We start from the raw sequence: 26,979 nt of genomic DNA, 5'->3' as shown, positions 1-26,979 counted from the left end.
TTATCGCTCCGGACCGACGACCCGGTATCCGATGGTCCGGACCCCACCCGACGTCGACGCACTCCTCGCCGAGATGGACCGTGCCGAGAAACTGGCGCTCGTCCGCGGGACGGAGGACCCGGCCGGGACCGCGACCGGCTACCTCCCCGGCGTCGAGCGCCTCGGCGTCCCGCCGTTCAGACTGGTCGACGGGCCGCTCGGCATCCGTGCGGAGGGCGAGCGTGCGACGGCGTTCCCGGCCTCCATCGCGACGGCGGCGGCGTTCGACCCCGCCCTCGCGCGGACCCAGGGCGCGGCGATGGCCCGCGAGGCGCGGGCCCACGACCAGGACGCGCTACTGGCACCGGGCGTGAACGTCGTCCGCGTCCCCCAGTGTGGCCGCAACTTCGAGTACCTCTCCGAGGACCCGGTCCACGCGAGCGACGTCGGCCGGGCGCTCGTCTCCGGCATCCAGTCCGAGGACGTCGTCGCGACGGTGAAACACTTCGTCGCCAACAACCAGGAGACACACCGGACGACCGTCAGCGCCGACGTGGACGAGCGGACGCTCCGCGAACTGTACCTCCCGCCGTTCCGGGCCGCCGTCGAGGCCGGCGTCGGGTCGGTGATGACGGCGTACAACCGCGTGAACGGGACCCACATGAGCGACCACGAACGGCTCGTCGGCGACCTCCTCAAAGACGAGTGGGGGTTCGGCGGCTACGTCGTCTCGGACTGGTACGGGCTGGAGACGACCGTCGGCGCGGCGAACGCCGGACTGGACGTGGAGATGCCCGGCGTCGCCGCGGGCGACGGCGACGACGCGCTCGAGGAGTTCGAGTGGCCCGACGGCATCCCCGACGCCACCCACGCGGGCCTGTTCGGCGACCCGCTCGCCGCCGCCATCGACGACGGCGACGTCCCGGCCGAGCGACTCGACGACATGGTCCGTCGCGTCCTCGGACAGATGGCCCGCATCGGACTGCTCGCCGACGGGGACCGGTCCGGCGAGCTCGACAGCCAGCGCCACCGCGACCTCGCCGAGCGCGTGGCCGCCCGCGGGACCGTCCTGCTGGAGAACGACGGCGTCCTCCCGCTGGACGACGACGCGGACGTCGCTCTCGTCGGCCCCCACGTCCACGAACCGAAACTGGGCGGCGGCGGGTCCTCGGAGACGACGCCGTTCCACTCGGTCAGTCCGGCCGACGGCGTGGAGACGCGGGCCGACGGGACGGTGACCGTCGCCCGGGGCGTCCCCGAGATCGAGGACGTCTCGCTGTTCGACCTGCTGCCGTTCGTCGAGAGCGGCCACGACGCCGAGGGGAGCCCCGCACCGGCCACGGAGCCCTCGCTGGACGACGCCGTCGACGCCGCCGCCGACGCCGACGTGGCAGTGGTCGTCGTCCGGGACGCGACGACGGAGGCCCGCGACCGCGACTCCCTCTCGCTCCCGGGCCGGCAGGACGAGCTCGTCGACGCCGTCGCCGCCGTCAACGACCGGACCGTCGTCGTCGTTCGCTCGGGCGGTCCCGTCGAGACGCCCTGGCGCGACGACGTGGCGGCCATCGTCGAACAGTGGTACCCCGGCCAGGCCGACGGGTCGGCGCTCGCGTCGGTCCTCTACGGTGACCGGGACCCCGGCGGCCGGCTCCCGGTCACGTTCGCACCCGAGGACGCCTACCCCACGAGCGACGAGCGACGGTTCCCCGGCGTCGACGGCGTGGCCCACTACGACGAGGGCCTGTTCGTCGGGTACAGGCACTTCGACGCGACGGCCGACGACCCGACGTACCCGTTCGGTCACGGCCACTCCTACGCCACCTTCGAGTACCGCAACGCCGTGGCCGTCGACGACGCCACGGTCGAGGTGACCATCGAGAACGTCGCCGACCGCCCCGGTCGCGAGGTCGTGCAGGCGTACGTCCGGCCGCCGGCCGTCGAGGGCGTCGACCGTCCGGTTCGGGAGCTAGCCGGCTTCGAGTCCGTCGAGCTCGACGCCGGCGAGTCCCGGACCGTCTCGCTCTCGCTCGACGAACTCGCGTTCTCCCGGTACGACTCGGACGGGGGCTGGACCGTCGACGACGGCCGCTATACCGTCGACGTCGCGCGGTCTGCCGGCGACGTCAGGGCGTCGGTCGACGTCGACCGGGACGGGTAGCCCACACGGCTATCGGCATTTTTTGCCCCTGTCTACGACGACATAGTTTCGGTAGGTAACTGTCTCAGTTCCGGCAGCCGGCGAATAGCGGCGATACACGGTTGCTCGGGCGTTCGGAGTGGCCGACGATTTTGACGGAGTCTCTGCGCATAAGCGTTCGACGCCGCTAGCCTCGCCACTCGTGACTGACCAGACGACACTCTCTCGACGTGCGTATCTCGCCGGTAGCGGCGTCGCCGCGACCGCCGGCCTCACCGGCTGTCTCGGCGTCGGTGGCTCCGGTGGCCGCGACTCGCTCTCGGTCGCCTACATGCCCATCTTCCCCGACCTGCAGTACTTCGTGATGGAACAGGAGGGGTACTTCGAGGCGGTGGACGCGACCATCGACGGACAGGAGTTCACCGACGGCCCCGCCATCGTGCAGGCCTACGGGGGCGGCGAACTCGACGTGGCGATGTTCGGTATCGTCCCCTCGATGATCGTCATCGACCGGGGTATCCCCGCGAAGGTGACCGCCGCGAACATCAAGGAGCCGATGGCCATCCTCGCACACGAGGACCTCCAGGCCCTCTGGGACGAGCACGGCGCCGACGCCTTCGCGGTCTGGGAGGAGCAGAAGGGCCGTAAGTTCCGCTTCGGGACCTTCCCTCAGGGGTCGGTGCCCGACGTGCTCCTGCGGTACTGGCTCCAGCAGGCGGGCGTCGACACCGCGACCGTCGACATCCTCGAGATCAACGGCGCCAACGCCGTCTGGCAGGCCATCGCCAACGGCGAGATCGACGGCTCCTCCATCATGGAGCCGGTGCCGACCCGCGCCGAACAGGCCGACGTCCCCGTCTCGACGTTCAGACTCGCGAGCGAGATCATGCCGGGCCAGCCCGCCGCCGTGACGCTCATGAGCGACGACGTCCGCGGCACCGACGTCGCCGCGCAGTTCCTCGAGCAGCACGTCCGGGCGACCGAGTTCATCCAGAACAACCCCGAGCCGACCGCCGGCATCGTCGAGGAGGGTATCGGGATGGACGCCGACCAGGCCCTCTCGGCGCTGCAGGGCCCCCTCTCGAACTTCGTCACCGACCCGCGCGAGATCGAGAACGGGACGGAGATCTTCTCCGAGTTCGCCAACGACAACGGGCAGATAGACCAGCGGCTGTCGCTCGACCAGATATTCGACTACAGCGTCTACGACAGCCTCTAACTGGCTTCGCTCACACACCACACCAATGGCTATCGACGTCTCCGACGAGGTCGACCACGCCGACGACACCGTCGCCGGTGCGCTCGCCGACATCGACCCACAGCGAGCGCTCCGTGGCACCGCCGGTATCGTCGCGTTCGTCGTCCTCTGGTGGCTCGCATCGCTCACGCAGCCGTCGTACGTGTTACCCTCGCCCCTCGCCGTCGGCGCGACGTTCTACGCGGAGGCCACGGGCGGCGGGATGCTGACCGCACTCCTGAACAGCACCCTCCACTGGGTCCCCGGCGCGTTCTTCGGGACGGGACTCGGTATCGCCGCCGGCGTCGCCCTCGCGTGGAGCCCCCTCTTAGACGACCTCACGTCCCCCGTCGTCCGCGTGCTCCGCCCCGTCCCGCCGCTGGCGCTCATCGGCTTCGCCATCGCGTGGGTCGGCATCAACCACGCCGGGGCCGCGTTCATCATCGCCATCGGCGCCTTCTGGATCAACTTCTACGCGACCTACGGCGGCGTCGAGGGCGTCTCCGAGGACCTCCTCGACGTCGCCCGCAGTCTCGGCGTCCAGGGCGACCTCGAACTCATCAGGGCCGTCGTCCTCCCCGCCGCACTCCCCGAGATCACCACGGGCATCCGGACCGGCATCGGCCGCTGCTGGATGCTCGTCGTCGCCTCCGAGATATTCGGCGTCGCCGGCATCGGTCGGCGCATCCTCCGCGCCTCGAACAACCTCCAGGTCGACGTCGTCATCACCTACATCCTCGTGTTGAGTCTGATGTTCCTGCTCGTCGACGTGGCGTTCCGCACGCTGCAACGGAGGGCGCTGGCATGGCGCTAGAGGACCCGGCCGAGACGCCGCGGGTCCGCGTCGACGGCGTCGGGAAGCAGTACGACAGCGGACAGGGGCCGGTGCAGGCCCTCGACGACGTGACCTTCGACGTCGAGGCCGGCGAGTTCGTCTGCATCGTCGGCCCGTCCGGCTGTGGGAAGACCACGCTGTTCCGAATTATCGCCGGGCTGGAGGACGCGACGAGCGGGACCGTCTCGCTCGACGGCGACCGCGTCGACGGTCCGGGCCCCGACCTCGGACTCGTCTTCCAGGAGTACCACCTCTTCCCGTGGCGCACCGTCGCCGGCAACGTCGGGTTCGGACTCGAGAAGGACGGGGCCGTCGACTCGGCCGAACGCCAGCGACGGGTCCAGGAGCTGGTCGACCTCGTCGGCCTCGACGGGTTCGAGGACAGCTACCCACGGGACCTCTCCGGCGGGATGAAACAGCGCGTCGCCCTCGCGCGCGCCCTCGCCGTCGACCCCGGTCTGCTCCTGATGGACGAGCCGTTCGGCGCCGTCGACGCCCAGACGAAGAAGATGCTGCAGGACGAACTGCTCGACATCTGGGCCGAGACGGGCAAGACCATCCTCTTCGTCACCCACGACGTCGAAGAGGCGGTCAAGCTGGCCGACCGCGTCGTCGTCATGGCCAAAGAGCCCGGTCGTATACGGGAGATAGTCGACGTCGACGTCGAGCGCCCCCGGAACCGCTCCGACGACGCCTTCGGGACTCACTACCAGCGGCTCCTCGACCTCATCCAGGAGTGACTACGGCCGGACGTAGGCGCTCCCCGACGCCTGCTGTCTGGTCAGTTCGCCCATCGCCGTCGGGACGGTCCTGACGCCGTCGACGAGTTCGTCGGCATCGTGGCCGCCGCTCTCGAGGGAGTTCTGGCAGGCGCACACGTCGACCCCACGCTCGATCAGCCCCCGGACGCGGGCGGCGGCCGCCGCCGACCTCAGGAGGTGTTCGACGCCACCGCCGTTACAGACGACCGTGACGTCACTCCGCAGCGTCTCGTCGTCCAACAGGTTCTCGACGTTCCTGAGCGCCCGCTTCGCGTACGAGCGGTCGCCCTCCGGGACGTGAACGACGGTGCCGAGCCGCTCGGTCCCGCCGTCGGTCGCCGCTGCTATCGGTCTCTCGGGCATATCGTGCCGTGGCCGACCACGGTCGAAAACGTTCCGCTCGCCGTCGACAGTGCCGCCGCTCGCTCTACATGCAAAAAGCCCCGCGGAGAGATGACTCTCCGCGAGGCTCGATGAAAGTATGAGTATGAATGGTGGCGGCGAACCAGCTTTCCCAGAGGCTCGCGCACTCCAGTACTCCCTGGAACGCTGGCGGGCTTATCTTCCGTGTTCGGGATGGGTACGGGAGGCAACCCCGCCGCTATGGCCGCCTAACGCCGAGTCGCGGAGTCGAACCGCGATACTCCAACTCGGTCGGGTCGATACGTGTACGTGCGATCCAGTTTGCGCCTGGACTCGTCCAGTCGACGAGTAAATCGTCGGTGAAGCGAGTCACAGTGCGTATGAATGATGGCTTCAGGTTGTTAGTTCTCGTGGGCTCAACACTTCGTTACCTCAGTGCGTACACCCCGAGTCTATCGACCCTGTCTTGTACAGGGACCTTCGGCGGTGTCTCTTTTCCAGGTGGGTTTCGAGCTTAGATGCGTTCAGCTCTTACCCCGTGCCGCGTGGCTACCCGGCGACTGCCCTCTCGGACAACCGGTACACCAGTGGCGGCCAATCGTAGTTCCTCTCGTACTATACGATCGTTCCCGTCAGACACCATGACACACCCAGTAGATAGCAGCCGACCTGTCTCACGACGGTCTAAACCCAGCTCACGACCTCCTTTAATAGGCGAACAACCTCACCCTTGCCCGCTTCTGCACGGGCAGGATGGAGGGAACCGACATCGAGGTAGCAAGCCACTCGGTCGATATGTGCTCTTGCGAGTGACGACTCTGTTATCCCTAGGGTAGCTTTTCTGTCATCAATTGCCCGCATCAAGCAGGCTAATTGGTTCGCTAGACCACGCTTTCGCGTCAGCGTTCCTCGTTGGGAAGAACACTGTCAAGCTATCTTTTGCTCTTGCACTCTTCGCCGGGTCTCTGTCCCGGCTGAGATAGCCTTAGGGCGCGCTCGATATCTTTTCGAGCGCGTACCGCCCCAGTCAAACTGCCCGGCTACCGGTGTCCTCCTCCCGGAGTGAGAGTCGCAGTCACCGACGGGTAGTATTTCACTAGTGCCTCGGTGGCCCGCTAGCGCGGGTACCTGTGTAGCGGCTCCTACCTATGCTGCACATCGGCGACCACGTCTCAGCGACAGCCTGCAGTAAAGCTCCATAGGGTCTTCGCTTCCCCCTGGGTGTCTCCAGACTCCGCACTGGAATGTACAGTTCACCGGGCCCAACGTTGGGACAGTGATGCTCTGGTTAATCCATTCATGCAAGCCGCTACTGATGCGGCAAGGTACTACGCTACCTTAAGAGGGTCATAGTTACCCCCGCCGTTGACAGGTCCTTCGTCCTCTTGTACGAGGTGTTCAGATACCTGCACTGGGCAGGATTCAGTGACCGTACGAGTCCTTGCGGATTTGCGGTCACCTATGTTGTTACTAGACAGTCCGAGCATCCGAGTCACTGCGACCTGCTCCGTTCCGGAGCAGGCATCCCTTATCGCGAACTTACGGGACTAACTTGCCGAATTCCCTAACGTCGGTTGCTCCCGACAGGCCTTGGCTTTCGCCGCCATGGACACCTGTGTCGGTTCTCGGTACGGACACCATGCTCGTCTTTTCACGGGCCCCAGGTTGAATCACGTTTCCCTATCCCGCCGTTCGTCCGCTTCCTGCCGTTACGGCTTCCACGGAGTTGGACGGTTCGACCGGGCGAAAGCCCGGCGTGATCGACCCCAGGGCGTCGACTTTCACTGCATAGTGGCACGGGAATATTAACCCGTTTCCCATTTTGTCATAGTCGAGTTGCGGTATGACTTAGGACCGGCTAACCCTCAGCTGATCAGCAGTGCTGAGGAACCCTTATCCATTAGGCCGTCGGGGTTCTCACCCGACTATCGCTGCTACTATGGCCAGGATTTTCGTCACTATTCGGTCCACAGGAGCTCTCGCCCCCGCTTCCATCCAAATAGAGCGCCAACCTACTCGGTCACCTTTTGACGGGTGCGGATAGGTCTCGGTGGTGGATTTGAGTCCCGATCATTTTGGGCGCCTCAAACCTCGGCCGGTAAGCTGTTACGCTTTTCTTAGAGGGTAGCTGCTTCTAAGCTCACCTCCCGGCTGTCTAGGGCTCGAGACCACCTTCAGAGGATTACACTTAATCCACACTTGGGGACCTTAACCTATCTCTGGGTTGTTCCCCTCCTGGTGCACAGGCTTACCCCGCACACCGGAATCCCCGCGTCGAACGGCGTTCGTAGGTTTGGAGTTTGACAGGTGTGCCGACTCCTCTCGGAGGCGGCCACACCAATCGGTCGCTCTACCCCACGAACTACCTCGGCGGAGGTCATGCTTCGACATGTTTCGGTTGGAACCAGCTGTTGCCGGACTCGATGGGCCTTTCACCCCTACACGTAGATCACGAGAGGGTATTGTAGGACACCAACTCTAACAGGCTTCCACGTGCCTTTCGGCACGCTTCACCTTGTCCACGCGTAGATCGTCCGGATTCGGGTCGTGTCCACGTGGCTCCCCGCCCTTGAAGACGGCGGCCCTCGCCGTGAGGCTGCGGCCATGTCGGTTTCCCTGTGCCTCCCCGGATGCTCCGGTTAGACTTGCCATGTAGACACACTCCCTGGCTCGTTTTTCAAAACGTACGACGGAACATCGGCTTCCTGTAAGTCTTACTGGACGCTCGCGCGTCGGTCATTCGTTACAGGACCTTGTATGCCCCGTCGCTCCATCGCCAACTGAGTTCAAGCTCTATTTCGCCTCCCTTCTGAGGGTACTTTGCAGCGTTCGTTCACACTACTTGTGCACTATCGGTCTCGAGGAGTGTTTAGCCTTCGCAGTCGATGCCTGCGACGTTCGCGAGGGATATCCAACCCCCGCTACTCTGGAACTGACGCACAGCGTACTGATTTCGATTACGGGGTTGTCACCCTGTGTCACGCCCTGTTCCAAGGGACTTCATCGAAATGGTCTGCTGCTGGGAGTCAGTCCGAACACCACATTGGTCGTGAGACCTTCGGTTTGGGCTGTATCGCGTTCACTCGCGGTTACTGACGACATCACGTTGCGTTTTCTTGTCCTCCCGATACTGAGATGTTTCAGTTCTCGGGGTTCCTCATTGCGCGAAGCAATTGCTGTGGGGATTCCCATTCGGAGATCCTAGGTTCTTCGCCTCCGTGCGGCTTCCCTAGGCTTTTCGCAGCTTGGCACGTCCTTCTTCAGCTCTCGAGCCGAGCTATCCACCAGCTGGCATAGTAGCCAACGTCGTTGTGACTCGTTACACTGAACGAGTCCAGTGGACGCCTGGATCGCACGTACACACGGTTTCATCCTCGCCCCCAAGGTGGTAGATGGTGGGCGAATCGACCCTTCCCAATCGCGGTTTCACCCGGATTGGTGCATCTGTCGTCGTACCCATGCCGGAAGGCATGGATACGAAGTACGGACCTGCCGGGAGTTGCACCCGGCGTCTCGGTGAGGAGACTCCGTCTCGGAGGGGTCTTTGTGAGCCCAGCGGGCCCATACAGTCGTCAGTGGTTACGCGCTGACGGTGCGGGTGGCTTGTGGCCACCAGTCAGTTAAGGTGGGTCGAGGCAGAGCCTCGATCCCGGGCTGTAGGAGGTGATCCAGCCGCAGATTCCTCTACGGCTACCTTGTTACGACTTAAGCCCCCTTGCGGAGCCCAGATTCAACCAGGGTATCCTGGCTTCATCCGGACCCCACTCGGGTGCTTTGACGGGCGGTGTGTGCAAGGAGCAGGGACGTATTCACCGCGCGCTTCTGACACGCGATTACTACCGAATCCAGCTTCATGCGGGCGAGTTTCAGCCCGCAATCCGAACTACGACCACGTTTGGAGATTAGCTCCGCCTCTCGGCGTGGCATCCCACTGTCGTGGCCATTGTAGCCCGCGTGTTGCCCGGTCCATTCGGGGCATACTGACCTACCGTTGCCCGTTCCTTCCTCCGCTTTAGCAGCGGCAGTCTCCGTAGTGTACCCGACTACCTCGAGGGTATCGCTGGCAACTACGGATGCGGGTCTCGCTCGTTGCCTGACTTAACAGGACGCCTCACGGTACGAGCTGACGGCGGCCATGCACCTCCTCTCAACAGCTCGAGTAAGTTCGTCAAACTGACTGTCGTTACTGTTGTCGGGACCGGTGAGATGTCCGGCGTTGAGTCCAATTAAACCGCAGGCTCCTCCGGTTGTGGTGCTCCCCCGCCAATTCCTTTAAGTTTCATCCTTGCGGACGTACTTCCCAGGCGGCTCGCTTATCGTCTTCACTACGGCACATCACGCACTCATGGTGCGTGACATACCTAGCGAGCATTGTTTACAGCCAGGACTACCCGGGTATCTAATCCGGTTCGAGACCCTGGCTTTCGTCCCTCACCGTCGGGTCCGGTCTCTCGACGTGCTTTCGCCATTGGTGGTCCGTCCAGGATTACGGGATTTCACTCCTACCCCGGACGTACCCGTCGAGTCTCTCGGCCCCAAGCTGTGTAGTTTCCACCGGACGCCGGCCAGTTGAGCTGGCCGATTTCCCAATGGACTTACACAGCAGGCTACGGACGCTTTAGGCCCAATAATATCGGCCATCACTTGGACTGCCGGTATTACCGCGGCGGCTGGCACCGGTCTTGCCCAGTCCTTGTTCCTGTACCACCTTACGGTACAGAAAAGCGAGGACTATATGCCCTCGCACTCGGAGTCCCCCTATCGCACTCTCGTGCAGTGTAAAGGTTTCGCGCCTGCTGCGCCCCGTAGGGCCCGGTATCTTGTCTCAGATACCGTCTCCAGGCTCTTGCTGTCACAACCTGTACCGATTATGGGCATGGTGGGCCGTTACCCCACCATCTACCTAATCGGCCGCAGCCACATCCTACAGCGCCGGAACGTTTCTCACTCTCGACACTCCAGTCTGAGAGTGATATCCGCTATTGGCCTCAGTTTCCCGAGGTTATCGCGGTCTGTAGGGTAGTTTGGCCACGTGTTACTGAGCTATACGCCGCGAGTCTGAACTCGCGCGACTAGCATGGCTAAATCGGACTCCGATAGCAATGGCCTCCGGCAGGATCAACCGGAATGTGCTGACATGAGTCAGCGGCGGAAGTGGTTGCACTCCGTCGGAAGCGTAACCCATCGACTCCTACGTCGATGGTGACTACTGTATGGGTCCGTGGGCTCACATCAGATTCCATCTTGACGGCGGACCGCAGGGGTGGAATCCTCATGATGGGTGGCCCGTCGCCGGGTGGCGACGGACCGTGTCGACCCGGGGCGACCCGGGGCGACCTTCGCATCATATCCGATGGGAGGGGTATACATAAATGACTCGTCTCGCGGACGCCCTGTGCCGACCCCACATAGCGCATACGTGACGTGAGACCTTCACGTACACAACCGCAGGAAGGCAGCAGAAAGAGCGGAAAAGTAGTCGCCTGTCTGAGAAGTCGGCAGAGCGGGCGAAGCGACGGCTCGCCGGCGTCGGCGCTATAGAGACGTCATATCTCTCCGGAGTCGCGCTCGCGGGCGGGGCGAGCCGGCGAGAGTTCTGTGGGCAGGCTCGACGGCCTCGCAAGCGCACCGGTCACTACCGGACGCAGCAGGCGGAAAGAACACTCTCTGTGGGTGTCAGCGCGCGGCGGCAGAATACGTCAATCAGGCAGTCAGGGAGTCGATGTGGCCCTCGGCCCGGAGCTGGTCGGCGTCCTGGCCCTTGTAGCGCCACTCGATGTTCGCCTTCTCGTCTTGCCAGTCCCACGGTTCGGCGAGGACGATGTCGCCCTCGTTGATCCACGTCCGGTACTTCATGCGGCCGGGGATGCGGCCCATGCGGTTCTCGCCGTCCTCGCACTGGATTCGGACGTGGTTGCCACCGTTGTGCTCTGTTACGACCGCGAACAGTTCGTCGTCGTTGGGCATCCGGAGGTTCCGTCGCCCTGTATCTTCACTCACACGCTAAGTACGGCCCCTCGGCGTATAAAGGAACTGAGAGTTGCGATACCGCGTACCACACGGACCGGCACGAGAACGGGACTCGGTGAGAGACAAACCGGTAGGTAGCGGACGGGTGGCACTGCGGAACGGCCGCGAGAATCGGCTCAGTCAGCGGTGAGGGTCAGCGGTTCGTCGCTCTCGGCCACCATGTCGTCGGTGAGGCCGTCGGCGAGCGCGAAGACGGCGTCCTTGTGGTCGGTCTTCGACTTGTGGATCGATGTCGGTTTGACCCCGAGGTCGGCGTACTCGTCGTGCTGGACGGTCGTCTCGGCCTCTGCCTCGTAGTGATGCTGTACCTGAGCGAGAAGACTATGCAGGTGAATGAGCTCTTGCTTCTTCATGGATAGTACCGGATAATGGACGAGGGGTTATAGTATTATCTTGCCAATTGTTACCAAGATATGGCCGACGCAGAGGTTGAAAGGGCCGTCTACCCGGAGATAGTGCCGTGATTGAAGGGACGAGTGGCCGTACGTCCCGTCACCCTGACCGACGACATGGACGTACCAGACAAGTATCCGCGCGCGTGGGTCCTGTGGAAGAGTGCGCGGCCGAGTCAACTGGCACTCGTGGTGCTCGTCTACGCCCTCGGCATCGGGATAGAGCGAGCGCGAGCGGCGACGTCGGTCGTTCCGTGGACGCCGGTGTTCGCAGGCGCCGGCGTCCTCGTCCTCGTCGCGACCGGCGTACACTACGCGAACGAGTACGCGGACGTCGAGACCGACAGACTGACCGAGCGAACCCCGTTCTCCGGTGGGAGCGGGGCGCTCGAGCGTACTGGCGTGGACCGTGCTATCCTCGCGCGTGCGGGCGGCGCCGTCGTCGTCGCCGCCGTCGCGTCGGGTGCCGCGACGTGGTGGACCGGCCTGCTGCCGCCGACAGCGTTGGCGTTGCTGGCAGGTATCCTGGTCTTCGGGCTGGCGTACTCGTTACCCCCAGCAGCGCTGGTCAGGAGAGGGCTCGGCGAACTGACGAACGCGGTGCTGGGCGGGTTCTGTCTCCCGCTGTTCGGCGCCGCCGTCGTCGGGACGGTCACCTGGACGGTCGCAGCCGCCGTGCTCCCGTTCACGATGCTCGTCGGGTGTAACCTCGTCGCGACGCACTGGCCGGACCGGGCGGCCGACGCGCGGACGGGGAAGCGGACGCTCGCCGTCAGGTGGTCCGCGCGCGGACTCACACGCGGTTACTGGACGCTGGCGGCGGGAGCCGTCCTGTCGACGGTCGCGCTCGCCGGGACCGTGCTTCCACCGTCGGTGCTGGCGGGGCAGTCGCTCGCGCTCCCGTTCCTCCTCTGGGGCGGCGTCGTGGTGACTCGACAGCGCTCCCCGTTCCCGGCGGTCGGAGCGATGGTCGTCCACGCGTGTGCGAGCGCGATGACGTGGTGGTGGCTCGCGCTGTGAGGCGCCGAGTACTAGTATAGAATATTATAATTTGACCGAAGCATTTTTCACATTCACCCCATCCTGAGCCTCGAAAGTACACTCCGACCCCTCAACAGCCGCTTCAGGAGTATCCTGTTGTCCATGAACGACCACGACATTATATCAAAAAGCGAATACTTTTACCCGTCGGACGTGTAGGGAAGGTACGATGAACTGGAAACACCCACGAGACGAGACACGTGCAGCAGCGAAACAGCGCGAAGCCAGTAGCGGGACGCGATGGTCGTTCATCGCCGCCGCTGGCGTCGTCGCGTAGACCGAGAACACTTCTTTCAGCGTCAGTCCCCGGCGAGCGGCGGCGCTACTCTTCGACGGCGTCGTGGGGCCCGACCGGCCCGTGGTTGGGACAGGCCCCGGCGATGGGCGTGTCGTTGAGACAGCAGTGACGCCGGCGTGTCGCGAGGAGGCCGGTCGTCAGCGGTTCCCCACAGCGACGACAGCGGAGCGTGCCCATACCACCAGTTGTCCGTGCAGCGTTGTAACGCCTGTGTACGGGACGGGGGTCACAGACCGAGTATCGCCCGAGCTTCGTCGGGCGTCGCCACGGGCCGACCGAGTTCGTCGGCGACCCGGACCACGCGTTCGACGAGTTGGGCGTTGCTCTCGGCCAGTTCGCCGCGTTCGTAGTAGACGTTGTCTTCCAGCCCGACGCGGACGTGCCCGCCGAAGAGGATGCCCATGGTCGCGAAGGGCAGCTGGTGGCGACCGAACCCGAGGGTGTTGAACGTCGCGCCGTCTGGCAGGTCCGCGATAGCGGTGAGGAAGTGCTCCGGCCGCGGCCGCGTGAGCGTCCCGGGGCCGAAGATGAGCGTGGCGTACACCGGGTCTGCGAGGTCGCGGCGAGCCAGCAGGCCGTGGACCTCGTTCCGGTGCCCGTCGTTGAACACCTCCAGCTCCGGCTTGATGCCACGGTCGACCATCTCGGCATGGAGGGAGTCGACGAGTCCGCGGGTGTTCTCGCTGGTGAGGTGGTCGTAGCGGTTCAGCGGCCCCATGTCGAGCGAGGCCATCTCCGGCGGCGGGTCGGTCCGAAGCGGGCGGTGTCGGTCGGCGTCGGGCGCACCGGTCCCGCCCGTCGAGTGCTGGATGATGACGTCGTCGGTGTACCGACGGACGGCGTCGTCGATCGCCTGGAAGCGCTCCGTGGCGAAGCTCCGCTCGCCGTTCGGTCGCCGGGCGTGGAGATGGACCACGGAGGCACCGGCGGCCTCGGCCTCGCCGGCCGCGCGCCCTATCTCCTCGGGCGTCTCCGGGACGTTGGGGTTGGCCTCTTTCCCGTGGACGCCGCCGGTCAGCGCTGCGGTGACGACGACCGGGTCGCCGTCGAGGTAGGCCTCGTAGGTCACTCGTCGGCCTCCGCGTGGGCGCGGTATATCTCGCAGTGGGACTCGTGGTCGAGTGCGTACCGGTCGTTACAGACGTCGGCCCGCATGGGCTGGACGAACTCATCGACGACGGTACAGAACGCGCGGGCCTCGTCGAACGACTGGTCGGCGCTGGTGTCGCGGTACTCCAGATAGGGACACGGCATAGTGGGTGTAGTGAGCCGTCCGTGTTAACCGTTCACTTGCCCGCGGTGACGTGGTAACCCTCGTGTCTCCCGGTGACACGCGTGTGAGGAAAGGGCCACAAGCACCGACCCCGTAGTACGGCGCATGTCACCCGAAACGGCCGGGATTCACCACGTCACAGCGATAGCCGGCGATCCACAGCGGAACGCGGACTTCTACGTCGGGACCCTCGGACTCAGGTTCGTCAAGAAGACGGTCAACCACGACGACACCGGCACCTATCACTTCTACTTCGGCGACGGCGAGGGGACGCCGGGGACGAACGTCACCTTCTTCCCGTGGACCGACCGCGGCCGACGGGGCGAGTTCGGTGCGGGACAGACGCAGGCCGCGGCGTATCTCGTCCCGACGGACTCGGTGGCGTACTGGACCGAGCGCCTGGAGTCCCACGGCGTCGACGTCGAGCGGAGCGAGCGGTTCGGCGAGACGGTGCTCCGGTTCGACGACCCGGACGGCATCGGCATCGAACTCGTCGCGACCGACGCCGAGACGGAGGCGGTGCCGTGGGACGACAGCCCGGTCCCCGAAGAGCACCAGCTACGGGGCTTCTACTCGGTGACGCTCGCCGTCGACGCCGTCGAACCGACCGCCGAGATACTCACGGAGGTCCTCGGCTACGAGCACGAGGCGACCGAGGACGGACGCCACCGCTACCGCAGCGCGGCCGGCGGGTTCGGCTCGGTCGTCGACGTCGTCGAGACGGACGAGGAGCGCGGTCGGATGGGCGTGGGGACGGTCCACCACGTCGCGTTCCGCGCCGAGGACGTCGCCGAACTCGAGGCCTACCGCGAGGCCTACGAGGAGCGGGGACTCGGTCCGAGCGACATCATCGACCGCACGTACTTCACGGCGCTGTACTGCCGCGAGCCCAACGGCGTCCTCTTCGAGATATCGACGATGGGGCCGGGCTTCACCGCCGACGAGGCCAGCGACGAACTCGGCGAGTCGCTCGCCCTCCCCGAGTGGCTGGAGGACGAACGCGAGGCCATCGAACAGCGACTCCCGGCGTTCGACGGGCCGACCGTCCCCTCGGAGTGACCCACCGATGGCCGACCTCCGTACCGACGACACGGCCGCGCCGTTCCGCTTCGAGTACCACCCGGCGACGCTGCGCTACGGGCCGAACTGCGTCGCCGGGCTGGCGGACGAACTGGCCACACTGGGCTGTGAACGGGCGCTCGTCGTCACCGGGTCGACGGTCGGCGAGACGCCGGCCGTGATGGACCCGGTCAGGGCTGGCCTCGGCGACCGTCTGGCCGGCGTCTTCGCGGAGACGACGCCGGCGAAGCGACTGGGGACGGCCTACGACGCGCTGGAGCGGTTCCGCGCCGTCGAGGCCGACGCGGTAGTCGCCGTCGGCGGCGGGAGCAGCCTCGACGTGGCGAAGGCGCTCGCGACCGTCGCGGCAGCGGACCGTGACCCGGAGACCGTGGGTCGCGAGTTCGTCGAGACGGGGACGATACAGATTCCGGACGACGGGCTCCCGCCGGTCGTCGCCGTCCCGACGACGCTCGCCGGCGCGGACCTCTCGCAGGTCGCCGGCGTCACGGCCGACCCGGCGACCTGTCCCGTCGCGGAGCCGGCGAGCGGCGGTATCTCGGCCCCGAACCTGATGCCCGCCGCGGTGTGTTACGACCCGGAGCTGGTGGCGACCACGCCGCGCGGCGTGCTGGCCGCCTCGGCGATGAACGGCTTCGACAAGGGCGTCGAGACGCTGTACGCGAGCACGGCGACGCCGGTGACCGACGCGACGGCGATGCGCGGCCTCGACCTGCTGCAGGACGGGCTGCTGGCGTTCGGCGAGGGGAGCGAGGACGACGCCGTCTACCAGAAACTCACGCAGGGCATCGCGCTCGTCCAGTACGGCATCTCCCGGCCGGGCGTCACGACCCTCTCGCTGATTCACGCCTTCGGGCACGGCCTCACGCGCACGTACGACGTGCAACAGGGCGCCGCCCACGCCGTAATCGCGCCCCACGCGCTCGAGTACCTGTTCGACGCCGTCGACGGCCGCCGGGACCTGCTCGCGGAAGCGCTCGGCGTGGCCGACGCCGAGGACCCCGCGGCGGCCGTCGTCGAGCGCGTGGCGGAGGTAGCCGCCGCGCTGGACCTGCCGACGCGCCTGCGTGACGTCGACGGCCCGACACGCGAGGAATTCCCCCGCGTCGCCGAGGACGTCCGCTCGGACGCGTTCATGGCGAACGCGCCGGCGGGCCTGGACCCGACGCGCAAGGACATCGTGGACGTCCTCGACGCCGCGTGGTGACTCCACCGGACGGCGAGCTATCCGGCGCTCACTCGTCGGCCGACCGCTCCACGAGCGCGACGAACTCCTCGTCGATGTCGGCGTGGTGGTGGATTATCTTCCACTCGTCGTCCACCAGCCGGTACACGTTGGTTGCTCTGACCTCGAGGCTGATTGGCTCCCCTGCGAAGGTCATCGACACCTTCTCCGTGCCGATTTCGTACGCGGTGTCGTCGAACACGCGAATGAACTGGTCTGTTCGCGTCACCTGCCCGTCCGAGGACATCTCCGCGACGGCGCTCCACGGCCCTCGCACCGCGTCCCACCCTATCTCCCGGCCGCCGATGGGATGCATGGTCGTCACGTGGTCGTCGTGTGCCCAGACGCTCGACATGGGGTCCGGGTTCCCGTTCGCCATCTGCTCCAGCGCGTCGTAGAACCGGTCGGACGCTTCCCGGACCGCCACGTCTGCGCTCCGCTCTTGTGATGCCATAGCAACCCGTACCGACGCGCCGAGAGGAGTTATAACGGTATTGCCACTTACTCCCTGGGCGGGCCGTATCGCCGGAGTTACGGGGTTACGGCAGAGTTGCAGTACGTTGATTAGCGCAGACGCACAATCTCTGTACGGCATCAGACGCGGAACGTGATGGAGGGCCGAGACCGAGAGGGACCCACGACACCGTACACGACGATGGCGACTGACACCGACGAACGCCGAGAGACCACCAGAGAGGCCGCGAGGACAGACCGACAGCGTGCCGGTCGCTGGCGGATGCTCGCGCTGGTCGGCGTCGCCGAGCTACTGGCGATGTCGCTGTGGTTCAGCGCCTCCGCCGTCGCGCCGGAACTGACCGCCCAGTGGAACCTCACGCCGACGGAGTCCGCGTGGCTCACGAGCGCGGTCCAGATAGGCTTCGTCGTCGGCGCGGTGCTCTCGGCGGCGCTGACCCTCTCAGACGCCGTCCCGACGCGCTACCTCTTCGCCGTGTCGGCGTTCCTCGGCGCGGCGCTGACCGCGGCGCTCGGCCTCGTCGTCGACAGCGCCGGTCCGGCCATCGCGCTCCGCTTTCTCACCGGCGTCTCGCTGGCGGGCGTCTACCCGCCGGGCATGAAACTCGTCGCCGGATGGTTCCGGGGACAGCGCGGCCTCGCCATCGGCGCGCTGGTCGGCGCACTCACCCTCGGGTCGGCGCTCCCACACCTCGTTCGGGCCGTCGGCGGGGTGGGTCGCCCGCAGTTCGTCCTACTCGTCGCCGCCGGACTGGCCGCCGTCGGCGGCGTGCTCGTCTTCGGCGCACGACCGGGGCCCTACCAGTCGCCGGCCGCGCCGTTCGACCCCGGGGCCGTCCGCCGCATCGTCACAGACCGGCCGACGATGCTGGCGAACCTTGGCTACTTCGGCCACATGTGGGAGCTGTACGCCGTCTGGACGTGGATACCCGTCTACCTCGCGGCGAGTTTCGCCGCCCGCGACAGCGCCGTCGCGACGCCGACGTTGGCCGCACTCATCGCGTTCGGCACCATCGGCATCGGGAGCCTCGGCGCGCTCGTGGCCGGCAGACTCGCCGACGGCCTCGGACGGACCACCGTCACCGGCGCGAGCATGGTCGTCAGCGGGAGTTTCTCCGTCCTGGCCGGCGTCGTCTTCGACGCGCCGCTGGTCGTCCTCGTCCCCTTCCTCGCGGTCTGGGGGTTCACCATCGTCGCCGACTCCGCGCAGTTCTCGGCCTGCGTGACCGAACTGGCCGAGGAGCGCTACGTCGGCACCGCGCTGACCCTCCAGACGGCCGTCGGGTTCCTGCTCACCATCGGCTCCATCCAGTTGCTCCCGCTGGTGGCCGAGCGGGTCGGCTGGCAGTGGGCCTTCCTCCCGCTCGTCGTCGGCCCGCTCGTCGGCACGCTGGCGATGTGGCGGCTCAGGACCCTCCCGGCGGCCAGCGCGCTCGCGGGCGGGAACCGCTGAGGGCTACTCGAGTTTCCCTCGGAGCACCTTCGCCGCGACGAGAATCGGGTCCCAAACGGGGCTGAACGGCGGCGCGTACGCGAGGTCCAGCCGTTCGAGTTCGGCCACCGTGAGGTCCGACTCCAGCGCCGTCGCGAGCGTGTCGATGCGGATGGCCGCCCGGTCGCGGCCGACGATGGACCCGCCGAGGACCCGGCCGGAGTCGCGGTCGGCGGTCAGCGTCACCGTCGTCTCGTCGCCACCGGGGTAGTACCCCGAACGCGAGCCGGCGTCGATAGACACCGAGACGGGGTCGAACCCGGCGTCGCTGGCCGCGTCCTCGTGGACGAGTCCGACCCGGCCACACTCCAGGTCGAACGCCTTGACGACGGCGGTCCCGGCCACGTCACCGACCGGTTCCGGGTCGCCCGCAACCGTCTGCCCGATGGCGCGCCCGGCCCGGTTCGCGGTGAGGCCCAGCGGCACCCACGTCGACTCGCCGGTGACGGCGTGGCGGGCCTCGGCGCAGTCGCCGGCGGCGTAGACCGTCTCGACGTTCGTCCGGCCGTAGTCGTCCACCGCGACGGCGCCGGAGTCGCCGAGTTCGACCGGCGTCTCGGAGAGGAGTTCGGTGTTCGGAGCGATGCCGATACCGACCAGCGCGAGGTCGACGGGAACGCGCCCCGCCTCGTGGACCACGGCCTCGACGCTGTCGCCGCCGGCCAGTTCCTCGACGGCGGTGTTCAGGTGGAGGGTCACGCCCTGTTCGCGGAGGTGGTCGGCCACGCGCTCGCAGACGGCGTCGCCGAACGGCGGCAGGAGGTGGGCCGACCGCTGGAAGACGTGCGTCTCCAGTCCGTGCGCCCGGAACGCCTCGGCCATCTCGATGCCGACGTAGCCCCCGCCGACCACGGCGACCCGTTCCGGTGGGTCCCGGTCGGTGTACCGGCGGACGAGGTCGGCGTCGACGTACTCGACGTCGGTGTCGACCCACTGCTCGCCGGCCGGAGAGAGCGCCGCCCGCACCGCCGCCGCCGAGTCCAGTCCGTGCATCGTGAAGGCCATCTCGCGGTCGCTCCCCGGAATCGGGTCGGTGACGGCGTGGGCGCCCGTCGCCACGAGAAGGTCGCCGTACGGGTGGTCGAACCGGTCGCCCGCGTGTTCGACCGTGACGGTCTCCGCCTCGGTGTCGACCCCGATGACCTCGTGTTCCCGCCGGAGGTCGATGCCCCGGTCGGCGGCGTCCGCGGGCGACAGCGAGAGGAGGTCCGTCAGGTGGTCGACCTCACCCTTGACGTAGTAGGGCGTGCCGCAGTGGGCGTAGGAGACCCACGTGCCCTTCTCGAAGACGACGACGTCGCCGTCTGGGTTCTCGCGCGCGAACTTGCTGGCGGCACTGAGGCCGGCGGCGTCGCCACCGACGACCACGAACGGGTCGGTCATAGGGTTGGTCTCGGCCGGCCGGCACCTAACTGTTCAGTTACCGTAGGGTTACGTAGACCGAACCGGTTCGCCTCCGTGGCGCGGCACTCGCGTACGAATGGCGTGAGCAGTTGGTAACTGCTGGTTACCCGATTACGCGGTGTAACTATTAGTCGGTGGCGCCCGAACGACCGCGTATGAGCGAGACATCGGAGCGGCTCGAGGTGTGGTGTGCGGGGGAGGACTGGTGTCCCATCACGACGACGGCGACGCTCATCGGGAAGAAGTGGCACCCGGTCATCGTCCACCGCCTCCTCGAGAACGGTCCCTCGGGGTTCAACGAACTGAAGGAGGACGTCGACGGCATCTCCTCGAAGGTGCTCTCGGACAGCCTCGAGGACCTCCAGGAGAAGGGGCTCGTCGACCGCGAGGTCGTCAACGAGCAACCGTTCCGGGTCAACTACTCGCTGACCGACCGCGGCGCGTCGCTCGAACCGGTCATCTCCGCGATGGCCCAGTGGGGCCAGGAGAACCTCCGAGAACCGGACACCGACGACGAGAGCGTCCGCTGACGAGCGTCGCGTCCGAGGGGGGTTCCGACGGGGTTCGGCGGGCCGCCGTCGGCCGACCTGCGGTCACCGCCAGTCCTCGAGGGCCAGCGACAGTGTGGCCTGTATCCACGCGTCCTCGGCCTCGGTGTCGTAGAGAATCGTCTCGGCACCGGTCGTGACGTGTCGGTATCGGTCGTACGTCTCCGTGTCGGGCCCCGTCGTGGGGTACCTGTCGGCCGGGTCGTCGGTGTCGCTGGTGTTCCTAGCCATCGTCGTAAGAGGGGTTACAGTACACTACTTCGTACGGTCTGGTTACGTAAAGTCGCTCGGTAACCGCCCGGTTATCGGGTGGCCGGACCGGCCGTGAGGGAGAGTTAATGTGCCGGGGGTCGACGTTCCAATCGAGTGATACGACGTGACTGGCTCCGAGTTCGACCTCAGCGCGCCCGACCTGACCCACGACGACCTCCTCGTTCTGGCGGACCCGTACTTCGGGGCCGACACCGTCGCGGAGCGGGGCATCTCCGACCGCGAGGTGGTCGAGGACGTGTTGCTCGGGCAGGCCCGCACGAAGGCGACGATGACTCCGGCGGGGGTGACGAACCTGTCCGTGTTCGGCTTCTCGACCCGCGCGAGACACCTCAACGGCGGGGACCTGCTGTTCGACGGCGGCTACACCCACACGTATGAGTGATGCCCGGCGTGCCGCGTCGGCCGACGGCGACCCGACGCGCGTCGCCATCGCCTGCCAGGGCGGCGGGAGCCACACCGCCTTCACCGCCGGCGTGCTCTGCCGGCTGCTGGAGGACTGGGGCGACGGGTACGACCTCGTCGGCATCAGCGGCACCTCCGGCGGCGCGTTCAACGCGCTCGCCGTCTGGTACGGCCTGCTGACCGACGGGCCGGAGACGGCCAGCGACGTCGTCCGGTCGCTGTGGGACGACCTCGCCGCGACCGACGCCGCGGACCGCCTCACCAACGACTGGGTGACCGGCCTCAGTCGGCTCGAGAGCGCTGGGTTCCCGCTGCCGCAGGTCACGCCCTACCAGATTCCCGGCCCGGAGGTCGGGAAGGAACGCATCCGCACCGTCCTCGAACGGTACGTCGACTTCGGGGCGATTCCGGACCTCTGTACGGCCGACGCGCCGGAGCTCGTCGTCGGGACGGTCAACGTCAACGCCGGGGTCTTCGAGACGTTCACGAACGAGGGCGTCACCGCCGAGGCGGTGCTGGCGTCGGCGGCGGTGCCCAACCTCTTCGAGGCCGTCGAGATAGACGGCCACCTCCACTGGGACGGCCTCTTCTCGCAGAACCCACCCATCAACGACCTGTTCCACGTCCCGCCCGGGCGCAAGCCCGAAGAGCTCTGGATAGTCCAGATCAACCCACAGCAGTTCGAGGGCGAACCCCGGACCGCAGAGGCCATCGCCGACCGACGGAACCAGCTGTCGGGCAACATCTCGCTCAATCAGGAACTGCGGTTCATCGAGCGGGTCAACGACTGGGTCGCCGACGGCACCCTCCCGGCAGAGAAGTTCACCCACACCGAGATTCGCCGCATCGAGATGGGCAGACAGCTGCCCTGCGCGACCAAGGTCGACCGGCGACCGCGGTTCGTCGCCGAACTCCAACGACTGGGTCGCGAGCGCGCCGAGGGCTTCCTCGAATCGCTCGCCTCGGAGCGGTCGTGAGACGCCGGCCCGCCCGTGGCACACGCGTCCGGGGTACCCCGCGAAGTAGCCGAGTACGGGAGAGATACCAGCGGTCGCCCGACGCGCGGGTCGGCCCGTCCGTCGACGTGCACGCGAGGCCGTCGGGGACGGTGCTCAGTTCGAGTCGCCGGTCCGCTCCTGGACGTAGAGGTACCCGTCGCTGTCGAGGTTGACCCGGGTGCCAGCGTAGGTGAACGACAGCTGGACCGTGGTATCGTCCTGCTGCCCCGTCAGAATCGTCTGGAGCGCCTCCATCTCGACGGCGTCGTACAGGGGTGGGAGGTCCCCGACGGACCGACCGGTCTCCGTGGCGACGGCGTCGGTCAGTGCCTCGATCAGCTCTTCCGTGGACGTCCACCGCCTCTGGGTCGAAGCGGGCACGCCCGATGCGTCGTCCCTCGATTGGTCCTCGGTCATGATGGAAGCGTCTCGATGGCCCCGAGATAGGCGATACTCGAAGTTCGGCACCATCTCATAAATCACTTATGTGAACGACCGGGTGGCGAGCGTGTCCTCGGGCCTTCCGTCCCAGCCTTCGTCCGGCCCTGGACGGACGGTGGCTCGAGGACGGCTACCAGCGGCCCGTTTCGCCGGGCCTCGACTGCGACCCCTCCTCGGAGCGCGATGTGGTCGGTCGTGCGAAAGCCCCGGATACGGCGTCCGGTTTTTGACACCCGGGCACGTACGACTGGGTATGCCAGTCACTGACGACGAGACACTCCGCGAGATACTGGGGCTGAACCGGGTCGCCGTGGTCGGCTGTTCGACCACGCCGGGGAAGGACGCCCACGAGATTCCGAAGTACCTGCTCGAACAGGGATACGACGTCGTCCCGGTCAACCCGTTCGCCGACGAGATATTCGGCCGGGAGTGCTACGACTCGCTCGCCGACGTCCCCGGGGAGATAGACATCGTCGACGTGTTCCGCCCGAGCGAGGAGGTCGGCGGCATCGTCGACGCCGCCCTCGAACGCGACGACGTACAGGTCGTCTGGCTGCAGCTGGGCATCCACGACGACGACGCCGTCGAGCGGGCCGAGGCGGCGGGCCGCCGCGTGGTACAGGACCGGTGTATGAAACCGACCCACCAGCGGCTTCTCGGGTAGGTACGGAGAGGGGTCTCCCAGCCGATTCGGCCGGGTCTGGTCGCCGGCGTCGGACGGTTCTTTCAGCCTGTGAAAACGCTAGACCCTTTTGATTAGGACCAGAGTCTAAGGCAGGGTTAGAACAGCAAATGACGAGCATCGACAGTTCAGATGGCGGGGTCGAAGCGATCACAGCGGACGTAGACGGTACGGAACCGGTTCGTCACCGGTTCGATTGGGACGAGATACCGCCGAGCGAGGCGGTGTGCCGGTCTATCGGCGTCGCGATGAACAGCGACCCGACCGAGATCGGGCCGCTGTACGAGACGGTCGACCTCGAGGCGATGGACGGACTGCTCCTCTCAGCCGAGGACGACATCGAGCTCTCCTTCACACACGCTGGCCTGCTGGTGGTCGTTCGCGGGAGCGGCGAGATCGTCGTCGACCCGGTCGAGAACTGACCGGCACCGCCGGACCGCGCTGCCCACACCGGGCCCGCACGCCGAGGACTTGCGGACACCACGAGTCCGAACCTATCGGTACTCCCCGGTCGTGGTGATGGCCTTCGACCGTTGGGACACGAGTGGCGGGGCCCGGCGTCCGTCGCCGCGTGCGGAAGCCAACTGTTTTCCTCGGCGGGGACCTGACCGCAGACATGGACGCCGACGAAGTCGCGGCACTCATCGAGGCAGAGATTCCGGACGCAGAGGCGACGGTCACGACGCCGCGGGACCCCGACGACGACAAGCACTACGCCGTCGACGTGGTGTCGCCGGCCTTCGAGGGGAAGTCCCTCGTCGACCAGCACCAGCTCGTCCACGACGCCCTCGGCGACCACCTCACGCGGGACATCCACGCCATCGAACTGACCACTTCGACGCCAGAGTGAGCCGACGGCGGCGGTAGTCATTTCCCTCCCGACGTGTTACGGGGACCCATGAGCTTCGAACCCGAGGAACTCTCACGCGAAGAGGTACAGGAGACCGTCGACGAGACCATCGAGGACAACGAGGTGGCCCTGTTCATGAAGGGCAACGAGATGATGCCCCAGTGTGGCTACTCCCGGAAGGCCATCGGTCTCATCAAGCAGTACCGCGACGACGTGGCGACGGTGAACGTCCTGACCGCCACGGAGGCCTACCGCGAGGCCCTCTCGGAGTACAGCGGCCGCGAGACGATCCCCCAGACGTTCGTCGACGGCGAGTTCGTCGGCGGCAGCGACATCCTCGAGCAGCTCGACGAGAACGGGGACCTCGAGGCGACGCTGAACGCCTGACCGTCGACCCGTAGCTGTCGGCGTGGGCGGCGAAGAAGGTCCGGAACGGCCGTCCGCGGTCGGCGGTCGCTACTCGTCGTCTTTGATGTCGCCGAGCTTGTCGACGAGGTCGCTCGTCGACGCCTCGGTGTCGAACGAGACCTCGCCGTCGTGGTCGTTCTCGTGGACGGTGACGCCCTCGCTGTCGTCCGTGTCTACGTCCTGGTCCTTCTGTTCGGACTCGTCGTAGCTACCGAAACCCATGTGTGGAGGGTGGCGTGTCGGCCACTAAAGTGGGACGGTCCCACCGCTCGTCGGCGCACGGTATCGCGTCACACCCCGGCTGCCGGTCGTTTCGGTCGCCGTCTCGGGAAGCAAAGGTTCTTATCCGTGGTCGCACATCCCCTAGATAACGACATTCGATAGCCGTTGTTCTTCGACGGCCGAAGTCTTCAATCGCAGTTTCCCGCATACATGAGTACCGCAGACGAGACGCTCGAGAAGATCAAAGCACAGGTCGAGGAGGAGACGCCGGACGACATCACCGTTTCGTCGGTGACGTTCGAGGGCCCGGAGCTGGTGATATACACGCCCGACGCGAAGGAGATCGCCAACCGGGACGGTATCGTCCGGAACCTCGCACAGACCCTCCGGAAACGCATCAACGTCCGTCCGACGGCGGACGCACTGGTCCCCCAGACGGAGGCCCGGGCGAAGATAGAGGAGACCATCCCCGAGGACGCCGGCGTCCAGAACCTCGACTTCGACGACGCGACGGGCGAAGTGTTCATCGAGGCCGAGAAGCCGGGTCGCGTCATCGGCCGGCACGGCGAGACGCTGGACCAGATAGCCGCCAGCGTCGGGTGGACGCCCGAAGTCGTCCGGACGCCGCCGATGGAGTCGTCCACGGTGTCGAACGTCCGGAACTTCCTGAAACAGGAACGCGACGAGCGCCGTGACATCCTCGAGCGGGTCGGCCGCCAGATAAACCGCCCGACGACGGCCGACGACGACTGGGTCCGGCTGACCACGCTCGGCTGTTGCCGCGAGGTCGGTCGCGCCTCCTTCATCCTCTCGACGCCCGAGTCCCGCATCCTCATCGACTGCGGCGACAAGCCCGGCGCCGAGGGCGAGGTCCCGTACCTGCAGGTGCCCGAGGCGCTCGCGGCCGGGCCGAACTCCATCGACGCCGTCGTCCTGACCCACGCCCACCTCGACCACTCCGCGCTCATCCCCATCCTGTTCAAGTACGGCTACGACGGCCCCATCTACACCACCGCGCCGACGCGTGACCTGATGGGCCTGCTCCAACTGGACTACCTCGACGTCGCCGCCAAGGAGGGACGCGCCCCGCCCTACGAGAGCCAGCAGGTCCGTGACGCCCTGAAACACACCATCCCGCTGGAGTTCGGCAACGTCACCGACATCGCGCCGGACATCAAGCTCACCATGCACAACGCCGGCCACATCCTCGGGTCGGCGGTGTGTCACTTCCACATCGGCGAGGGCCGGTACAACGTCGCGTTCTCCGGGGACATCCACTACAAGGACACCCGCCTGTTGGACGGCGCGGTCAACGACTTCCCGCGCGTCGAGTCGCTCGTCCTCGAGTCGACCTACGGCGGGAAGAACGACTACCAGACCGACCAGGAGGACTCCGAGCGGGTCCTCAAGCGCGTCATCAACGAGGCCCACGAGAAGCAGGGTCACATCCTCATCCCCGCCTTCGCCGTCGGCCGCTCCCAGGAGTTGATGCTCGTCCTTGAGGAGGCGATGAGCAACGGCGACATCCCGACGATGCCCGTCTATCTGGACGGGATGATCCGGGAGGCGACGGCCATCCACACGGCCTACCCGGAGTACCTCCGCGAGAGCCTGCGGAACCGCATCCTCTACCAGGACGACAACCCGTTCCTCGCCGAGCAGTTCCAGCAGGTCGACGGGGGCGACGAGATGCGACAGGACATCGTCGACGAGGAACCGGCCATCATCCTCACCACCTCCGGGATGGTCACCGGCGGCCCGGTCATGTCGTGGCTCCGCCTGCTGGGCGGGGACCCCGACAACACGATGGTCTTCGTCGGCTATCAGGCCGAAGGGACCCTCGGCCGCCAGATACAGCGCGGACAGGACGAGATTTCGATGTCCGACAAGAGCGGGCCGCGCGCCGAGCGGGTCAGCCTGAAGCTCGGCGTCGAGACGGTGGACGGCTTCTCCGGCCACGCCGACCGGCAGGGCCTGGAGACGTTCGTCGAGACGATGCACCCCCGGCCCGAGAAGGTCCTCTGTGTCCACGGCGACGAGAGCTCCACGAACCAGCTCTCCTCGGCGCTGTACCAGAAGTTCAACATGCGGACGTTCAACCCGAAGAACCTCGAGACGTTCCGGTTCGTCTGAG

At 66.5% G+C, this 26,979-nt stretch carries 26 protein-coding genes, 3 rRNA genes and 1 pseudogene; 16 read left to right on the top strand and 14 right to left on the bottom strand.

The annotated features are described in order from the left end of the window. Window positions 1-31 precede the first annotated feature (31 nt). The 4 genes from ACV7GQ_RS05405 (at window position 32) to ACV7GQ_RS05390 (ending at window position 4,928) form a co-directional block, all read left to right on the top strand. Window positions 32-2,137, top strand: coding sequence for a beta-glucosidase (locus ACV7GQ_RS05405; RefSeq protein ID WP_470312516.1), 2,106 nt, complete (start codon window positions 32-34; stop codon window positions 2,135-2,137). A 181-nt stretch (window positions 2,138-2,318) separates the two neighbouring features. After that, window positions 2,319-3,335: an ABC transporter substrate-binding protein gene (locus ACV7GQ_RS05400; protein ID WP_470312515.1), complete on the top strand. Its 1,017-nt coding sequence runs from the start codon at window positions 2,319-2,321 to the stop codon at window positions 3,333-3,335. Window positions 3,336-3,360: 25 nt separating this feature from the next. Beyond that, window positions 3,361-4,167, top strand: a complete 807-nt coding sequence (locus tag ACV7GQ_RS05395) for an ABC transporter permease (RefSeq protein WP_470312514.1) — start codon at window positions 3,361-3,363, stop codon at window positions 4,165-4,167. Next, entirely contained in the window at window positions 4,158-4,928 is a 771-nt protein-coding gene (locus ACV7GQ_RS05390) for an ABC transporter ATP-binding protein (protein ID WP_470312513.1), read from the top strand. The genes ACV7GQ_RS05395 and ACV7GQ_RS05390 overlap by 10 nt, the downstream gene beginning before the upstream one ends. Here the strand turns inward: ACV7GQ_RS05390 and ACV7GQ_RS05385 are convergent, their stop codons facing one another. From ACV7GQ_RS05385 to ACV7GQ_RS05360, 6 genes are all read right to left on the bottom strand, one after another. Beyond that, window positions 4,929-5,312, bottom strand: a complete 384-nt coding sequence (locus tag ACV7GQ_RS05385; protein WP_470312512.1) for a DsrE family protein — start codon at window positions 5,310-5,312, stop codon at window positions 4,929-4,931. It abuts the gene before it with no gap. A 129-nt stretch (window positions 5,313-5,441) separates the two neighbouring features. Continuing rightward, window positions 5,442-5,564 (bottom strand): 5S ribosomal RNA (gene rrf / locus ACV7GQ_RS05380). Window positions 5,565-5,693: 129 nt separating this feature from the next. Further along, window positions 5,694-8,622, bottom strand: a 23S ribosomal RNA gene (locus ACV7GQ_RS05375). Window positions 8,623-8,970: 348 nt separating this feature from the next. After that, window positions 8,971-10,441 (bottom strand): 16S ribosomal RNA (locus ACV7GQ_RS05370). Together the 16S, 23S and 5S rRNA genes form the textbook arrangement of a ribosomal RNA operon. 574 nt (window positions 10,442-11,015) lie before the next feature. Then, window positions 11,016-11,312 (bottom strand): translation initiation factor eIF-1A, encoded by a 297-nt coding sequence (locus tag ACV7GQ_RS05365; RefSeq protein ID WP_220619651.1) that lies wholly within the window; start codon window positions 11,310-11,312, stop codon window positions 11,016-11,018. Between the two features lie 146 nt (window positions 11,313-11,458). Beyond that, window positions 11,459-11,695, bottom strand: a complete 237-nt coding sequence (locus ACV7GQ_RS05360) for a UPF0058 family protein (RefSeq protein WP_470312511.1) — start codon at window positions 11,693-11,695, stop codon at window positions 11,459-11,461. 123 nt (window positions 11,696-11,818) lie between these two features. On the opposite strand from ACV7GQ_RS05360, the gene ACV7GQ_RS05355 reads away from it, so the two are divergent. Continuing rightward, the gene (locus tag ACV7GQ_RS05355) at window positions 11,819-12,754 is read left to right on the top strand and encodes a prenyltransferase (protein ID WP_470312510.1); all 936 of its coding nucleotides are present in this window, start codon (window positions 11,819-11,821) and stop codon (window positions 12,752-12,754) included. Window positions 12,755-13,097: 343 nt separating this feature from the next. Here the strand turns inward: ACV7GQ_RS05355 and ACV7GQ_RS05350 are convergent, their stop codons facing one another. The 3 genes from ACV7GQ_RS05350 to ACV7GQ_RS05340 are packed head-to-tail and all read right to left on the bottom strand — an operon-like array spanning window position 13,098 to window position 14,327. Further along, window positions 13,098-13,250 (bottom strand): hypothetical protein, encoded by a 153-nt coding sequence (locus tag ACV7GQ_RS05350; RefSeq protein ID WP_470312509.1) that lies wholly within the window; start codon window positions 13,248-13,250, stop codon window positions 13,098-13,100. A 49-nt stretch (window positions 13,251-13,299) separates the two neighbouring features. Then, window positions 13,300-14,142, bottom strand: coding sequence for a beta-keto acid cleavage family enzyme (locus ACV7GQ_RS05345; RefSeq protein ID WP_470312508.1), 843 nt, complete (start codon window positions 14,140-14,142; stop codon window positions 13,300-13,302). Further along, a complete protein-coding gene (locus ACV7GQ_RS05340; RefSeq protein WP_470312507.1) occupies window positions 14,139-14,327 on the bottom strand; it encodes a hypothetical protein in 189 nt (62 codons plus the stop codon). Before ACV7GQ_RS05340 ends, ACV7GQ_RS05345 begins: the two co-directional genes overlap by 4 nt. A 124-nt stretch (window positions 14,328-14,451) precedes the next feature. Between ACV7GQ_RS05340 and ACV7GQ_RS05335 the strand changes: the two genes are divergently transcribed. Then, entirely contained in the window at window positions 14,452-15,405 is a 954-nt protein-coding gene (locus tag ACV7GQ_RS05335) for a ring-cleaving dioxygenase (RefSeq protein WP_470312506.1), read from the top strand. Window positions 15,406-15,412: 7 nt separating this feature from the next. Continuing rightward, window positions 15,413-16,633, top strand: coding sequence for an iron-containing alcohol dehydrogenase family protein (locus ACV7GQ_RS05330; protein ID WP_470312505.1), 1,221 nt, complete (start codon window positions 15,413-15,415; stop codon window positions 16,631-16,633). Window positions 16,634-16,661: 28 nt separating this feature from the next. On the opposite strand, the gene ACV7GQ_RS05325 is transcribed toward ACV7GQ_RS05330, so the two are convergent. Continuing rightward, window positions 16,662-17,105, bottom strand: coding sequence for a YybH family protein (locus tag ACV7GQ_RS05325; protein ID WP_470312504.1), 444 nt, complete (start codon window positions 17,103-17,105; stop codon window positions 16,662-16,664). Between the two features lie 282 nt (window positions 17,106-17,387). Between ACV7GQ_RS05325 and ACV7GQ_RS05320 the strand changes: the two genes are divergently transcribed. After that, on the top strand, window positions 17,388-18,578 hold the full coding sequence (locus tag ACV7GQ_RS05320) for an MFS transporter (RefSeq protein ID WP_470313139.1): 1,191 nt from the start codon (window positions 17,388-17,390) through the stop codon (window positions 18,576-18,578). Window positions 18,579-18,581: 3 nt separating this feature from the next. On the opposite strand, the gene ACV7GQ_RS05315 is transcribed toward ACV7GQ_RS05320, so the two are convergent. Beyond that, window positions 18,582-20,000, bottom strand: coding sequence for an FAD-dependent oxidoreductase (locus ACV7GQ_RS05315; RefSeq protein ID WP_470312503.1), 1,419 nt, complete (start codon window positions 19,998-20,000; stop codon window positions 18,582-18,584). 176 nt (window positions 20,001-20,176) lie between these two features. Between ACV7GQ_RS05315 and ACV7GQ_RS05310 the strand changes: the two genes are divergently transcribed. After that, window positions 20,177-20,551, top strand: coding sequence for a winged helix-turn-helix transcriptional regulator (locus ACV7GQ_RS05310; RefSeq protein WP_470312502.1), 375 nt, complete (start codon window positions 20,177-20,179; stop codon window positions 20,549-20,551). Between the two features lie 63 nt (window positions 20,552-20,614). On the opposite strand, the gene ACV7GQ_RS05305 is transcribed toward ACV7GQ_RS05310, so the two are convergent. Beyond that, window positions 20,615-20,800 carry a DUF7331 family protein gene (locus ACV7GQ_RS05305; protein ID WP_470312501.1) on the bottom strand — a complete coding sequence of 62 codons (186 nt, stop codon included), beginning with the start codon at window positions 20,798-20,800 and terminating at the stop codon, window positions 20,615-20,617. A 229-nt stretch (window positions 20,801-21,029) separates the two neighbouring features. Here ACV7GQ_RS05305 and ACV7GQ_RS05300 point away from each other — a divergent pair. Further along, a pseudogene (locus ACV7GQ_RS05300) lies at window positions 21,030-21,224 on the top strand (D-beta-hydroxybutyrate dehydrogenase); the annotation flags it as partial. Then, the gene (locus ACV7GQ_RS05295; protein ID WP_470312500.1) at window positions 21,217-22,221 is read left to right on the top strand and encodes a patatin-like phospholipase family protein; all 1,005 of its coding nucleotides are present in this window, start codon (window positions 21,217-21,219) and stop codon (window positions 22,219-22,221) included. The pseudogene ACV7GQ_RS05300 and the gene ACV7GQ_RS05295, both read left to right, overlap by 8 nt. A 135-nt stretch (window positions 22,222-22,356) precedes the next feature. On the opposite strand, the gene ACV7GQ_RS05290 is transcribed toward ACV7GQ_RS05295, so the two are convergent. After that, window positions 22,357-22,659: a HalOD1 output domain-containing protein gene (locus tag ACV7GQ_RS05290; RefSeq protein WP_470312499.1), complete on the bottom strand. Its 303-nt coding sequence runs from the start codon at window positions 22,657-22,659 to the stop codon at window positions 22,357-22,359. Window positions 22,660-22,936: 277 nt separating this feature from the next. Here ACV7GQ_RS05290 and ACV7GQ_RS05285 point away from each other — a divergent pair, with 277 nt between their 5' ends. The 4 genes from ACV7GQ_RS05285 (at window position 22,937) to ACV7GQ_RS05270 (ending at window position 24,602) form a co-directional block, all read left to right on the top strand. After that, window positions 22,937-23,347 (top strand): CoA-binding protein, encoded by a 411-nt coding sequence (locus tag ACV7GQ_RS05285; RefSeq protein WP_470312498.1) that lies wholly within the window; start codon window positions 22,937-22,939, stop codon window positions 23,345-23,347. A gap of 128 nt (window positions 23,348-23,475) precedes the next feature. Further along, on the top strand, window positions 23,476-23,787 hold the full coding sequence (locus tag ACV7GQ_RS05280) for a HalOD1 output domain-containing protein (RefSeq protein WP_470312497.1): 312 nt from the start codon (window positions 23,476-23,478) through the stop codon (window positions 23,785-23,787). A 194-nt stretch (window positions 23,788-23,981) separates the two neighbouring features. Further along, window positions 23,982-24,215, top strand: coding sequence for a BolA/IbaG family iron-sulfur metabolism protein (locus tag ACV7GQ_RS05275; protein WP_470312496.1), 234 nt, complete (start codon window positions 23,982-23,984; stop codon window positions 24,213-24,215). 48 nt (window positions 24,216-24,263) lie between these two features. Next, a complete protein-coding gene (locus tag ACV7GQ_RS05270; protein ID WP_470312495.1) occupies window positions 24,264-24,602 on the top strand; it encodes a glutaredoxin family protein in 339 nt (112 codons plus the stop codon). Between the two features lie 69 nt (window positions 24,603-24,671). On the opposite strand, the gene ACV7GQ_RS05265 is transcribed toward ACV7GQ_RS05270, so the two are convergent. Next, on the bottom strand, window positions 24,672-24,845 hold the full coding sequence (locus tag ACV7GQ_RS05265; protein ID WP_220619633.1) for a DUF5786 family protein: 174 nt from the start codon (window positions 24,843-24,845) through the stop codon (window positions 24,672-24,674). A gap of 210 nt (window positions 24,846-25,055) precedes the next feature. Between ACV7GQ_RS05265 and ACV7GQ_RS05260 the strand changes: the two genes are divergently transcribed. Continuing rightward, on the top strand, window positions 25,056-26,978 hold the full coding sequence (locus ACV7GQ_RS05260; RefSeq protein ID WP_470312494.1) for a beta-CASP ribonuclease aCPSF1: 1,923 nt from the start codon (window positions 25,056-25,058) through the stop codon (window positions 26,976-26,978). Window position 26,979: the final 1 nt, after the last annotated feature.

Source organism: Haloarcula sp. MBLA0163, assembly GCF_055632435.1.
Note: the sequence above shows the minus strand (reverse complement) of the source record. Positions and strands in the feature narration are given on the sequence as shown.